The sequence below is a fragment of the Paludisphaera soli genome (assembly GCF_011064595.1).
GTDB lineage: Bacteria > Planctomycetota > Planctomycetia > Isosphaerales > Isosphaeraceae > Paludisphaera > Paludisphaera soli.
This window is the reverse complement of record NZ_JAALJI010000003.1, coordinates 212,359-226,044: the sequence shown is the minus strand read 5'-3', so window position 1 is coordinate 226,044 and position 13,686 is coordinate 212,359. Positions and strand designations below refer to the sequence as shown.

9 protein-coding genes are annotated in these 13,686 nt (G+C 69.2%); 5 read left to right on the top strand and 4 right to left on the bottom strand.

Going from position 1 to position 13,686, the window contains the following annotated elements:
• On the bottom strand, nucleotides 1-633 hold the full coding sequence (locus tag G6O68_RS06095) for a hypothetical protein (protein WP_165245904.1): 633 nt from the start codon (nucleotides 631-633) through the stop codon (nucleotides 1-3).
• 233 nt (nucleotides 634-866) lie between these two features.
• Between G6O68_RS06095 and G6O68_RS06090 the strand changes: the two genes are divergently transcribed.
• Nucleotides 867-2,678 (top strand): MutS-related protein, encoded by a 1,812-nt coding sequence (locus tag G6O68_RS06090; RefSeq protein WP_165245902.1) that lies wholly within the window; start codon nucleotides 867-869, stop codon nucleotides 2,676-2,678.
• A 38-nt stretch (nucleotides 2,679-2,716) separates the two neighbouring features.
• On the opposite strand, the gene G6O68_RS06085 is transcribed toward G6O68_RS06090, so the two are convergent.
• Together G6O68_RS06085 and G6O68_RS06080 are read right to left on the bottom strand one after the other, a co-directional pair.
• Nucleotides 2,717-4,063, bottom strand: a complete 1,347-nt coding sequence (locus G6O68_RS06085) for a DUF1552 domain-containing protein (protein ID WP_165245900.1) — start codon at nucleotides 4,061-4,063, stop codon at nucleotides 2,717-2,719.
• Nucleotides 4,064-4,066: 3 nt separating this feature from the next.
• Nucleotides 4,067-6,403 carry a DUF1592 domain-containing protein gene (locus G6O68_RS06080; RefSeq protein WP_165245898.1) on the bottom strand — a complete coding sequence of 779 codons (2,337 nt, stop codon included), beginning with the start codon at nucleotides 6,401-6,403 and terminating at the stop codon, nucleotides 4,067-4,069.
• Nucleotides 6,404-7,299: 896 nt separating this feature from the next.
• Here G6O68_RS06080 and G6O68_RS06075 point away from each other — a divergent pair.
• From G6O68_RS06075 to G6O68_RS06060, 4 genes are all read left to right on the top strand, one after another.
• A complete protein-coding gene (locus tag G6O68_RS06075) occupies nucleotides 7,300-8,406 on the top strand; it encodes a DUF1559 domain-containing protein (RefSeq protein ID WP_165245896.1) in 1,107 nt (368 codons plus the stop codon).
• Nucleotides 8,407-8,544: 138 nt separating this feature from the next.
• Nucleotides 8,545-8,784: a hypothetical protein gene (locus tag G6O68_RS06070; protein ID WP_165245894.1), complete on the top strand. Its 240-nt coding sequence runs from the start codon at nucleotides 8,545-8,547 to the stop codon at nucleotides 8,782-8,784.
• Between the two features lie 139 nt (nucleotides 8,785-8,923).
• Nucleotides 8,924-11,869 (top strand): FG-GAP-like repeat-containing protein, encoded by a 2,946-nt coding sequence (locus G6O68_RS06065; protein ID WP_165245892.1) that lies wholly within the window; start codon nucleotides 8,924-8,926, stop codon nucleotides 11,867-11,869.
• 46 nt (nucleotides 11,870-11,915) lie between these two features.
• Nucleotides 11,916-12,668: a hypothetical protein gene (locus tag G6O68_RS06060; RefSeq protein WP_165245890.1), complete on the top strand. Its 753-nt coding sequence runs from the start codon at nucleotides 11,916-11,918 to the stop codon at nucleotides 12,666-12,668.
• 66 nt (nucleotides 12,669-12,734) lie between these two features.
• Here G6O68_RS06060 and G6O68_RS06055 read toward each other — a convergent pair whose 3' ends face one another.
• Nucleotides 12,735-13,517 carry an MBL fold metallo-hydrolase gene (locus G6O68_RS06055; protein WP_165245888.1) on the bottom strand — a complete coding sequence of 261 codons (783 nt, stop codon included), beginning with the start codon at nucleotides 13,515-13,517 and terminating at the stop codon, nucleotides 12,735-12,737.
• Between the last annotated feature and the right edge of the window lie 169 nt (nucleotides 13,518-13,686).

The window sequence follows — 13,686 nt, the reverse complement described above, 5'->3', positions numbered from 1 at the left end:
TCAGGAGGCCTCCTCGGGGATTTGCGGCTCGGGCGGTGGTTCGGGGGCGGGCTCGTCCTGGTCGAGGATCTCGCGGGCCACCGCTTCCAGTTCTGGAGTCGCGCGGCGGACGCCCCCTCCGACTAGCCCCTCCGAGGGCGCCCCGTCGGGGGCCTGGAGGCGCAGGTAGGCTTCGAGAGCCTCGACGATCCGAGTCAGCAGGCCGATCGCGCGGGGCACGTCGGCCGCCGCGAGATCCTTCAGCCGTTGCGCGCTGCCATGATATTCGAGGACGGCCTGCTGGAGAGCGGGTTGCCACCTGCGGACTGCGGCGAGCCGCTTCTCGGCGTCGGCCAGGGCCGCCTCGGCGTGGCGAAGCCTCTCCTTGGGCTCGGCCAGCGACGGATGGTGCTCGGGCGTCTTCTGGAGTTTGAGTCGGAAGAGATCCGCCCTGGCGGACGCCACGCGCTCGCGACGACGCTTGATCTGCTCCTGCCAGTAAAACGGCCGGTCCTGCTGGAGCCACTGGACGGTGCGGCGGATCTCGGCGTCGGCGGCGCCCAGGGCCGCCTGAACGTCGTCTCCGTACAGCGAAAGGGCGACCCGGAATTCGCGCAGGGCGTCGATGGAATGGACTTCGGCCTGGCTGCTCATGGCGGTCCTCGCTCGCGCCGACGCCCGTCTCCGCTTGAAGCAGTCGGTGGATTCGAGGCGTCTCGCCGACGGGTGCGGACCTCATTCTATTCGATGAAAGGGCGGTTGGGGATGCGGCACCCGCTGGAAACCGGCGTCGGCTCGCGTGGGCCGTGGACGCCTTGAGCCGGCGCGGGGGATCGGCTACGGTTGGACCCTGGCCACCACTCCCCCTCGCGGCGACGACCCCCATCATGATCGACAGCCCAGCCGTCCACCCCGACCTGCACGCCGAGTACTCCCGCCGACTGGCCCTCCACGAGCAGGCCGCGGCCCGATGGGAGAAGCTCGACGCCCGTTTCGCCGACCTCCGGTTGATCGTCTTCGGACTGGGCCTCGCCGTCGCCGGCAACGTTTATCTGGCCGACTATCCCTCGGCCTGGTGGCTGGGACTTCCCGTCGCGGCGTTCGTGGCGATCTTGCTCGCTCACGAGCCGATCCGCCGCCGCGCCGAGCGTTCCGCGCGGACGATCGACTTTTACAAGCGAGGCCTGGCCCGGATGGAGGACCGGTGGGCGGGCACGGGAGTCGCCGGGTCGAATTTCCTCGACGTGGAACATCCCTACGCCGCCGACCTCGACCTTTTCGGCGTCGGCTCGCTGTTCGAGCGGCTCTGCACCGCCAGGACGAAGGCCGGCGAGGAGGCCCTTGCGGCCTGGCTGCTCGCGCCGGCCCCCCCCGACGTGGTCGCCGGCCGGCATGAGGCCGTCGCCGAGCTTCGCCCGCGCCTCGATCTGCGCGAGGACCTGGAACTGCTCGGAGCCGACGTCCGGGCCGGGATCGACCCCGCCGCGCTGGCCGCCTGGGGGGCGACGCCCCGCGTGTTCCCCACTTCCACGCTCCGGGTCGTCGCGGCGGCCCTGGCGGCGATCGGCGCCTCGGCCTTGATCGCCTGGCTCGTCATGCAGGACGGCGAGCGCTTTCTCCTGCTGCTCCTCGTCCTGGCCGTCGAGAGCGCCTTCGGCTTCTGGCTGGCGAGGCGGGTCGATCGGGTCCTGGCGGGCGTGGACGAGCGGGCGCACGACCTGATCGTGCTGTCGGGGCTGCTCGATCGCCTGGAGCGCGAGCCGCTCCAATCCTCCCAGCTGCGAGCCTTGCGCGAGGCCCTGGAGACCGGCGGGCGTCCGGCGTCCGAGCGGATCCGGAGCCTGGGAAGGCTCCTGCACCTGCTGGACACTCGGGACAACCAGTTCTTCCTGCCGTTCGCCCTGGTGCTGCTCTGGCGGACGCAATTTGGCATGCGGATAGACGCCTGGCGCGCGGAGAACGGTCCGCAGATCGCCGGCTGGCTCGCTTCGGTGGGCGATTTCGAAGCCCTCTCGGCCCTCGCGGCCTACTCGGCCGAGAACCCCGACGATGTCTTCCCCGAGCTGGCCGAAGGGCCGGCGATCTTCGAGGCCCAGGCCCTCGGCCACCCCCTGATCCCGCGTCGCGAGTGCGTTGCGAATGACGTGGAACTGGGGGGCGAGACGACGGCCCTGGTCGTCAGCGGGTCGAACATGTCGGGCAAGAGCACGCTGCTCCGCGCGATCGGGGTGTCGGCCGTCATGGCCCAGGCCGGTGCGCCGGTTCGGGCGACGCGGCTGCGGCTGTCTCCGCTGGCCGTGGGGGCGACTTTGCGGGTGCAGGATTCGCTCCAGGCCGGGCGGTCGCGATTCTACGCCGAGATCACCCGGGTCCGGCAGATCGTCGACGTCTCGCGAGGTCCGCTCCCGCTGCTGTTCCTGCTCGACGAATTATTCAGCGGCACCAATTCGCACGACCGCCGCGTCGGCGCGGAGGCGGTCATCCGCGGTCTCCTGGCGCGTGGGGCGATCGGGCTGGTCACTACCCACGACCTGGCGCTGGCGGAGATCGTCGCCGGGCTCGGCCCCAGGACGCTCAACGTCCATTTCGAGGACCACTTCGAGGACGGCGTGATGCGGTTCGATTACCGCATCCACCCGGGCGTCGTCCAACACTCGAATGCGCTGGAGCTGATGCGGGCCGTGGGCCTGGAGGTCTGAGCGACCCCCAGGCCTGACGGCCCGCGGGTAGGTCGAGGTCAGGCGAGCTTGTCGAGCCGCCCCGTGCTGTCGCCGAGGCGTTCGCAGGGGACGTCCATCCGGTCGAGCATCGAAAGGTAGAGGTTGTTGAGCGGCTGCGGCTCGTAGACGACGTGGCGCCCGGTCTCGATCGTCCCGCCCCCCTTGCCGATCAGCAGCACCGGCAGGTCGTCATGGTTGTGGCGGTCGCCGTCGGAGATGCCGCTGCCGTAGACGATCATCGAGTTGTCGAGGATCGAACGGTCCCCCTCCTTCGTCTCCTTCAGGCGCAGGAGCATGCGGGCGAACTCTTCCATGTGGAAGCGGTTGATCTTGCGGATCTTCTCCTGCTTCTTCGGGTCCTTCCCGTGGTGCGAGAGGTCGTGGTGCCCCTCGGCGACCTCCAGGAACGGGTAGGGGCGGGTGCTCCCCTCGTTGCCGTACATGAAGGTGCAGATCCGCGTCGTGTCGGTCTGGAAGGCCAGCACGATCAGGTCGAACATCAGCCGGACGTGCTCGGCGTAGTCCTTCGGGACGCCGGCGGGACGCGCCACGCCGACGTCGACGCTCGAATCGTCCGCCGCGTCGGAATCGGCCCGCGCGATCCGCTGCTCGACCTCGCGGACGGCCGTCAGATACTCATCGAGCTTCCGGCGGTCGTTCATGCCGATGCGGTTGCGGAGGGCCTGGGCGTCTTCCAGGACGAAGTCCAGGAGGCTCCGTTCGTAGAGGCTCCGCTTGCGGCGGTCGGCCTCGGAGCCGCTCCGGCCGCGGCCCCCGAACAGACGGTCGAAGACCAGTCGGGGGTTGATCTCCTTGGCCGTCGGCGTGGTCGGAGTGCGCCAGGAGATGTTCGAGGAGTAGGCGCAGCTATAGCCCGAGTCGCAGTTGCCCGACTGGCCGCCGCGTTCGATCCCCAGCTCCAGGGAGGGGAACCGCGTGGCCGCGCCGATCTTCTGGGCCGCCACCTGATCGACGGAGACGCCGGCCTTGATGTTGGCCCCGTCAGTCTTCACCGGGTGGACGCCGGTGAGGAAGCACGAGAGCGAACGGGCGTGGTCGCCGGGGCCGTCGCCCAGGGCCTTGGCGTTAAGCTGGGCCAGGCCCGAGAGGACCAGCGTGTCCTCCTTCAGGGGGTTGAGCGGTTCCAGGATCCAGGGGAGCTGGAAATCCCGCCCTTCCGCGCCGGGACGCCAGTCCTGCATGTGGACGCCGTTCGGGACGTAGAAGAAGGCCATCCGACGAGGACCGGCCGGGGCCGAGCCCGAGAGGTCGGCCGCTGTCGCCATGGCTTCCATCCACGGGAGGGCGACGGCCGCGCCGGCGCCCCGGAGGATGGCCCGCCTGGAGATCTTCGATCGGCTCATGGTTCAGCCCCTTCGCTTCAGGAATGGCTCGCTCTTGACGATTTCCAGCACCATCCGGGAGAGCCGATAGTCATCGGCGGCGACGCCCTTCACGAGGGCGTCGACGGTGCAGGCGTCGGGGTCTTCAAGACCCCGACCGAGGGCGTAGGTCAGCATCTTCTCGCCCAGGCAGCGGACGAATTCGGACTTGCGGGTCTTGAGGATCGCCTTCAGCTCGGCGGGCCCCCGGAACGACTCCCCCGTCGGCAACTGTGCGGAGGCGTCGATCGGCAATCCGCCGTCCTTGTCGCGCCAGGCGCCGACGGCGTCGTAATTCTCCAGGCCGAAGCCCGGCGGGTCCAGCCGCGCGTGGCAGGAGGCGCAGCTGGGGTTCGAGCGGTGCTGCTCCATGCGCTGGCGGAGCGTGCCGACGAGCGGCCCCTTGGCGTCGTCCGCCAGGACCGGGACGTCCGGCGGCGGCGGCGGCGGCGGGCTGCCTAGGATCTGTTCCAGCACCCACTTGCCGCGCTTGACGGGGGAGGTCCGCGAGGGGTTGGAGGTCACGGTCAGCACGCTCGCCTGGGTGATGAGCCCGCCCCGATCGCCTCCCTTGAGCTTCACGCGTCGGAACTCCGGACCCTTCACGCCGGGGACGCCGTAGTGGGTCGCGAGCCGTTCGTTGAGGAACGTGTAGTCGCAGTCGATGAAGTCCAGGAGGCTGCGATCCTCGCGGAGGATCGAGGCGAAGAACAGCTCGGACTCCTTCTGCATCGCCTCCCGGAGCGGCTCGTCGAAGCTCTTGAACTGCTCGCGATCGGGATTCGCGGTCTTCAAGTTCCGGAGCTGGAGCCACTGTCCGGCGAAATTTTCGACGAAGGCCCGCGACTTGGGGTCTCGGATCATCCGCCGGGCCTGCTTCTCCAGCTCGGCCTCCTCGTGAAGCTTACCGTCGAGCGCGAGCCGGAACAGCTCGTCGTCCGGCATGCTGCTCCAAAGAAAGTAGGAGAGCCGCGAGGCCAGCTCGAAATCGTTGATCGGGACCCCGCCGGGAGCCTCGAGGACCTTACCCTTCTTGTCCCGCTTGGGCCGGTACAGCTCCACCCGGAACAGGAACTGTGGCGAGGCGAGGACGGCCTGCACGGCGAGCTGGATCCCGCGCTCATAGCTCTCGCCGTTCTCGCGGGCGAGGTCGGCCAGGCGGACCAGCTTGGACACCTCGCCCCCGGTGACGGGACGGCGATAGGCCCGGCGCAGGAAGCGATCGAGCACCTCGGTCGTGCACTCGTAGAACTCCTCCGGCTTCGAGGGCCTGCGGAAGACGACCAGCTTGTGGCTGGCGGGGAGCGGATCGCCCTTCGCCCCGATCGGCCCCTGGACCTCGATGCTCTGGACGACCAGATTCCGATCGCGCCGGGAGGGGTCGGGATTCTCGGGCTCCCAGTAGTCGTTGAGGAACTCCGCGGCGATTCGCCGCCGGCCGCCCCGCAGCTTGCCCTGGAACTCGTAAGTCCCGATCGAGCCCTGCACGGCCTTCACATCGAAGCTCTGGAGCGTCTTGCCGTCGAGCTTGATCGCCATCCGGGCGGGCTGGTCGCCGGCCTGATGGGCGTAGGCGTGCACGCGGACGACGTAGGAGGCGTCGCGCGGAAAATCGTGCGCGAGGGCGATCTCGCCGTTCGTGCCCAGGAACCGCCCGTCGTCGTCGGCGGCGGTCCCGCCGGCGTTCTCGAGGTCGGGCCCCTCGTACGTCTTGACCGGGACTTCCGAGGTCCCCGCGGCGACGATGGCACGCGCCGCGATCGTCTCCGCGGCGGCCAGATACTTCTCCATCAGGATCGGCGGCAGGCTGAGGACGTCGCCGATGTTGTCGAAGCCGTAGCCCACGTCGTCGGAGGGGAAGTCGTCCGCGGGCTGGAAGTCGACGCCCACGAGGTCGCGGATCGTGTTGTTGTACTCGGCCCGGTTCAGCCGCCGGATCGTAACCCGGCCGGGGTCGACGGTCGCCCCGCAGTCGATCTTCTTCAGTTCGGCGTCGACCCACGACGCGAGCGCGGCCACCTGATCCTCGGTGGGCTGGGGGTTGTCCTCGGGCGGCATGAGCCCCCCCTCGACATTCTCCTTGACCCGATTCCAGGCCTTGCGGTTGGTCGATGGAGGCCCCTTGGCCAGGAGTTTGGCCACGTCGAATCCCCCCTCGGCCTGGTCCCCCTGATGGCAGGAGACGCAGAATCTCGTGAAAAGCTCGCGGACCGGCTCGGGGGCGGGGCCGTCGGGGGATTGGGCCCGGAGCGGGACGGCGATCGCGACGAAGGAGGCGAGGAGGGGGGCCAGGAATTTCGTCATCCCAGGCGAATGCATCATGGCGTCTCCGGCCGGGCGAGCATGGCGGGCGGTCGGGTCGGGAATCGAGAGGCGGTTGCAACAAAGTTTAACAGGCTCGTCGGTTGCGGCCAATCGCGATCCCATGGGCTTTGAAGAATTTAAGCTTGCGACCTCGTGAGGCAGCGGGCCGAAGTCCTGGGGAGAGTTCGGAGGCCAGGCCGTGGCTGCGTTCTGAAAAAAATCGGAAATCCACACTGGAGCGGGATCGGCGTGCTGGATCCGGGAGGGGTAGGGCCCGAGGTGGCACGTGTCGGACTCCATTCAGGAACGCGATCGATGAACGGCAGGGATCTCGGATCTTGAGCCAGACGGGTTATCGGTTCGTCCGCCCCATTCGGACGCATGGCCGTCGAATCGTTCGACTCCAGGAACCTGCCTGGAAGCCTCTCCGCGGCGTCGGTCATCGATGGGGGTGCGGATCAGGAATTCTTACCCGGTATCCATCAGCACTTGGAGAAACGCTGGCGGGATCGACGGAGGAGGGGGATGGGGCCAACGTCTTAAATCATTGGGAGTTAAACTCCTGGATTCCGTCGATTTTTTGTTGCCGACTTCGATTGTCTGATCTATGCTCATCCCGCGTCGCCGGATCCTCTCGGGAGGAATCGACAAGCCCGGACAAACGACCGGAACGGCGGCCCGACGGGGGACGTGAGGCATCGGCCCCCTCGGGCTCTCGGCATCGATCGGCGGGCAACTCGATCGCTCGGAGATCGCGAGGACGTCTCGGCACATCGAGGCTGCCTCGTCGGCGTCGCCGTCGGTCCGCGGGCTCGTCCCGCAGCACCTTCATCGTCTTTTCTTTCGGTCGTGCATCGCCCCGTCATCCTCGACAGCTCGCCGCGGGCCTCCCGCGGACGAGGGGAGACTCTCGCATGGAATCAAGATTCCAGCCTCGTCGCGCCTTCACATTGATCGAACTGCTGGTCGTCATCGCCATCATCGCCGTGCTGATCGCGTTGCTCCTGCCGGCCGTGCAATCGGCACGTGAGGCCGCCCGCCGGTCGCAGTGCATCAACAACCTGAAGCAACTCGGGCTGGCGGTGCACAACTACCACTCGGCGATCAACGCCGTTCCTCCGTTGTTCGGGAATTTCGGCCAGGCACCCAACGGCCCGAGCGAGCCGGGAGGCCCCTGGCCGCTGGGCTGGATGGTCCACCTGCTGGGTTACATGGAGCAGCAGGCCCTGTTCAACTCGGCCAATTTCTCCTTCGGCGCCTTCGGCGTGGCCAACATCAATACGCTGAGCACGACCAAGGTCAACGCCTTCGTCTGCCCGTCCGAGAGCCTGAAGATCGGCGGCTGGATCGCCTCCACCTTCACGAACTACCACGCCAACTTCGGCGGGCCGAGTTCGATGGCGTCGTGGAGCGGCGCGTTCGTGCCCTTGCGGAGCGATCCCGGCGACCGGCCCGGCTACACCAACGCCGTGACCACGGCGAACCTGTCCACGCTCGGGTTCGAATCGTTCACCGACGGCACGAGCAACACGGCCATGATCAGCGAGAAGCTGATCGGCCTGGCCGGATTCGTCCCCAACGCCGTGCCCGGCTCGCAGAACGGCAAGCGGGTCTCCTTCCAGTCGAGCCTGAGCCTCGGATGGGATACGGCGACCGGTACCGCGGACGCCCAGGCGTTCCTCAACGGCTGCAAGGCCATCCCCTCCACGACGGCCCCGACCAACCCCACCCAGTGGTCGGGCGCTTGCTGGAACGGCAGCCACGCCGGCACGCTGCACTTCAACTCCTACGGTCACCTGATGACCCCGAACGGCCTGTCCTGCGTCGCCGCCAACTCCTGGGGCGGGGCCCCCGGCGGCTTCAACGACGCCATCACCGCCACGAGCAACCACCCCGGCGGCGTCAACGTCGTCATGGTCGACGGCTCGGTCAAGTTCGTTAAGGACTCGGTCTCCCCCCAGGTGTGGTGGGGCATCGGCACCCGCAACCAGGGCGAAGTCATCGGCTCCGACGCGTTCTGAGCGAACGCCCGGAGAGTCCGGCCTGCACCGCACCCGCCCTCCTCGGGCGGGCGCGGCGGGCCGAGGCCGGGTCGAGCGGATCCGGCCGGGATCGACGAAGCAAAGGGCCTGGCCCTTCACATCGAAAGGAACCGGATTATGCGACGATTTCGATCCATCCTCGTCGGCGGGGCGATCGCCGTCCTGGCGGGGGGTTGCGGCGAGGACCAGCCGAACACCTCGACCCCGCCCGAGCAGGTGAACGAGGATTTCGCGAAGAAGACCGCCGACATGATGAAGGCGGCCAACACGGGCATGGACAAGAAGAACCTGAAGTCCGCCAGCAAGGGTACTCCGACGGCGACGCCGGAGACGCCGGCGGAGCCCAAGGCCGAGTAAGGTCGCCGCGCGGATCGGCGTCCGACCGAGGATCGACCGGGTAGATCCTTGGCGCGGGGGCTCGACGAGAGTTAGGCCGGCTTGAACGCCGACGCGACTCGTCGAGCCCCGGCGTCGTTGTGGGGAGAGCGGGTTTCTCATGGGACGGACTCGACGACGCATCGTGTGGGCGACCGTCGCGGCCCTGGCGGCCTCGGGGCTGGGATCGTGGGCCGTCGCCAACTGGCGGTTCGCCAGCGGGCTGGAACGGGCCCGACTGATGATGGAGGCGGAACGCTTCCCCGAGGCCCGGGAACGCCTCCTCGGACTTCGCTGGTCGCGACCGAGAGATCCCGAGGTCGGCTATCGGCTCGGAGTCTGCGAGCACGCCGCCGGCCGCATGGACGCCGCCCTCGCCGCCTGGTCGAGCGTGCCCGCCGGCACGGAGTGGTCGACCAAGGCCGGTCTTGCTCGCGCGCGGACGCTCGTCGGGGACCTGGGCCGCTTCGCCGAGGCGGAGGCCGTGCTCGATTCGCTGCTGGCCTCGGCCGAGGTCTCGTCCGAGCGCGACGAGGTCCGCCGCACCCTCTCGGAGCTGTATTTCTGGGAAGGCCGCCGCGCCGACGTCCGGCGCCTGATCGAGCAAGCTTGGCGGAACACGACCGACCCGGTCGGCGACCTCCGCGACCACTGGAGGGCCGACAGCTCGCCGACCCTGCTGGAGGCCGTACGCTCCGAAGTCGAGCACGCGACCCGGATGGCGCCCGACGACGATCGCGTCTGGCTCGCCCAGGCCGACCTGGCGTTCCAGACCGGCCGGTTCGACGAGGCGGAGCAGCTCCTCGGCCGATGCTTGAAGGCACGGCCGGAGGATCCGGCGGCCTGGCACGCCCGTTTTGAGCTGGCCCGGGCGACGAACGACCTCGATGCGGCTCGGGAGGCCCTGCCGCGCCTCCCGGTCGATCGCTTCACCGAGGCCGAGCGGCAGGGCGTCCTCGCCTGGTTGGCCCGTCGCGAAGGGGACCGCGAGGCGGAGCGCGCGGCCCTCGAAACCCTGATCGCGTCCGCGCCCGGCGACACCAGGGCCCTGGATCGACTGGCCGCCATGGCCGCGGAGTCGGGCGACCTGGAGCGTTCGCGAGAGCTTCGTCAGCGGAAGGCCGTCTGCGACGCGGCGAAGGACCGGTATCGCGCCCTGATGGACGAGGAGATCGTCCCCGCCCGCTTCGTCGAGCTGGCCACGCTGGCGGAGACGATCGGGCGGACCTTCGAGGCCCGGGGCTGGTGGAAGCTCCGCGCGGCCTTCGTCCCCACCGACCCCCGTCCGCCCCAGGCGCTGGCGAGGCTTCGGGAATCCGACTCGACGTCGAGCGGCACCCTCGCCGAGTTGCTCGCCTCGAAGACCTCGGGCTCGGCCCCGGAAGCCGCGTCGGGGACGTCCCGGACCGCGACGACCGCCGCGGTCAGCCCGCCCAAGTTCGTCGACGACGCCGAGTCCGTCGGCCTGCGCTTCGAGTTCGACAACGGCCGCTCGGCCAAGCGGCAAATCCCGGAGACGACCGCCGGCGGCGTCGCGATCCTCGACTTCGACGGCGACGGCTGGATGGACGTGTATGTGGTCCAGGGGGGAGCCTTCCCGGCCGACCCGGCCCGGCCGTACCAGGGCGACCGGCTCTTCCGGAACCTGGGCGACGGCCGGTTCGAGGACGCGACCGAGTCGTCGGGGATCGCGGCCATGGCCCGCGGGTTCGGCCACGGCGTCACCGTGGGCGACTACGACAACGACGGCCGGGCGGATCTCTTCGTGACGCGATGGCGGTCCTACGCCCTCTATCGCAACCGCGGCGACGGCACCTTCACCGACGCGACCGCCGACGCCGGCCTCGACGGCGATCGGGACTGGCCGACCTCGGCCGCGTTCGCCGACCTCGACAACGACGGCGACCTGGACCTCTACGTCTGCCACTACCTCGTGTGGGACGCCGAGAACCCCACGCTCTGCCCCCGCGTCACCGTGGCCAAGGAAGCGGATCTTTCCGACCCGGGCCAGCGCTACAACTACTGCACGCCCCGCCCGTTCACCGCCTTGCCGGACCACCTGTTCCGCAACGACGCCGGGCGGTTCGTGGACGTGACCGAGGAGGCCGGGATCGTCGACGTGGACGGCCGGGGGCTCGGGGTCGTGGCGGCCGACGTCGACGACGACGGACTCGTCGACCTGTTCGTCGCCAACGACACGACGGCGAACTATCTCTGGCGCAACCTGGGCGGGATGAAGTTCGAGGACGTCGGACTGATCGCCGGCGTCGCCTGCAACGCGGGGGGCGCCTTCCAGGCGGGCATGGGGACCGCCTGCGGAGACATCGACGGCGACGGCCGCCCCGACCTGTTCGTGACGAACTTCTACGGCGAGTCGACGAGCTGCTTCCGCAACCTCGGGGACGGCATGTTCGGCGACCACGGCGGGCCCCTCGGCCTGGCCGCGCCCAGCCGCTACATGCTGGGATTCGGCATCTGCCTGTTCGACGCGAACAACGACGGCCGGATGGACGTCGCCACGGCCAACGGCCACGTCAACGACGACCGCCCCGACTATCCCTACCAAATGCCGACCCTGCTGCTGCTCGGAGGCCGGGATGGCCGGCTCACCGACGTCACCGAGGCCGCGGGCGAGCCCTGGACCGTGCCTCGCGTGTCCCGAGGGCTCGCGACCGGAGACCTCGACAACGACGGTCGGCTCGACGTCCTGGTCCTCGCGCAGAAGTCGCCGCTCGGATTCTTCCATAACCAGTCGACGCCGGCTCGCCACCTCACGCTGCAACTCCAGGGCACGTCCTCGAATCGCGACGGCGTCGGCGCGGTCGTCAGCGTCACGGCCGGCGGGCGGGTGCTGCGAGGCTGGCGGACGGGTGGGGGCAGCTACCAGTCCGCGTCCGATCCGAGGCTCCACTTCGGGCTGGGCTCGGCCGAGCAGGCCGACCAGGTCGAGGTCCGGTGGCCCTCGGGCCGCGTCGATCGTTTCGAGACGGTGGCCGCCGGCCGGGGCTTCTTGCTGCGCGAAGGCGACGCTGCACCGACGCCCCTCCCCGGCCCCTGGGGCGGCTGACGCTTACGGTTCGATCCCTCTCCCCGACACGATCACAGGTCTCCGCATGCATCCCAATCCCGAATCCGAACCGACGACGCCCGAGGTCCTTAGGGTCGACTACGCCACGAACGGTCCGCCGGCCGTCAGGCCTTCGAGGCTCTGGCTGCTGACGCTGACCGGCTCGCTCGTCGCCGCCGTCGCGACCTGGTTCGCCGGCGAGACGAGCCTGGTCCGCGTCGAGGCGAAGAAAGTCCCCATGGAAACGATGGGGCAGAAGCACGAAGGGACGACCGGCGCCACGGAGCTGGCCGCGCTCATCTCGACGGCGGGCCGGAGGTACGGGCTGCTCGGCGCGCTGTTGGGCGTCGCGTTGGGCGCGGCCGGAGGCCTTGCGCGGGGTTCGGGCGCCGGGGCCGTCAAGGCGGCGCTCGTCGGGGCGGCGGGAGGCCTGGCTTCAGGTCTTGTCGCTTACGTCGGCGTGAGACTGCACGCCCGGGCTGTCGGCTCGTTCGAGGACGACCTGATCCCTTCGCTGATCCTGCACGGGGCGATCTCGATCGTGATCGGCCTTTCCGGCGCCTTCGCCCTGGGGCTCGGTGCGCAGGGGCCGAAGGCTCGGCGCGTGGCGGCCCTGATCGGTGGCGGGGCGGGCGGGTTGCTCGGGGCAGTCGCCTTCCAGATCGCCGGGGGCCTGCTCCTGCCGACGGACGGGATCTCCGACCCGATCGCGACGACCTCGCAGGCCCGCCTTTTCTCAACCCTGCTCGTCGCCGGCCTGAGCGCGATCGGCGCGACGGCGGGGCTCGTCCGCCGCTGAGGTCGAGCCCCTTGGCGCGGGGCGGGGAGCCGAGAACCGGCGTCACGCCCCGCTCCGCGTCGCGGCTCAGAATTCGACGTTCGGCCGGATCAGCTCGTCTTCCCAGGCGTCCATGAGCGGCCAATCCACCGCGCACGTGCCGAAGTCGGACATGTGCGAATACCCCTCCAGCCGGGCGATGGTGCGATCGAGCAGGGCCGGATCCTTGCGGAAGATCGGGCCGTGTGAGGGGAGGAGGAACGCGGCGTCGGAGTCGCGGATCCGCTTCAGGCTGGCGATGTAATCGGGGATGTTCGAGCCGTGGTGGGCGTCGATCGCCCCGACGCAGCCGTCGCGGAAGATGTTGTCGCCCGAGAAGAGCAGGTCGTCCATGCGGAAGGCGAGCTGGCCCGCCGCGTGGCCGGGCGTGCTCCAGACTTCCAGGGTCCGCTCGCCCACCTGGATCTTGCTCCCCTCGTCGATCTCGACGTCGACCTTGCACTTGGGCATGGGGATGCTGATCCCCTGCGCGTCGATGCGGGCGAACGTGAAAAGCTCGTCACCCGATTCGATGGCGGCGACGCTCTTGGGATGGGCCGCGACCGGACATTTGAGGACGTCGCGCGCCCGGGCCAGGCCCTGGGTGTGGTCGACGTCGGCGTGGGTGGCCAGGATCATCTTGCATTTGGAGAAGCTGTAGCCCAGCTCGCGGATCAACTGGAGGACCGCGACGGCGTCTTCGAGGAAGCCGACGTCGATGAGGATGTACTCGTCCCCCCCGTCGATGAGGTACACGTTGACCCCCATCCGGCGACGGGCCTGGTAGTTCATCTCGATGACGTTCGGGAACAGGTAGCGACGCTGGCTCATTTCAGGCATCCAGTCTCCGGCGGACGGCGAAGGCCGCCGGATCGGTTTTCTGGGATCGGCGGATCGGGCCCGTGATCCGAGGGAACGATTTCCTCGCGACGTGCGTATCTGATTCTAGGGAGGGAACGACGACGGCTCAACCCGACCCGCGTAGGAGCCTGAAGGTCCG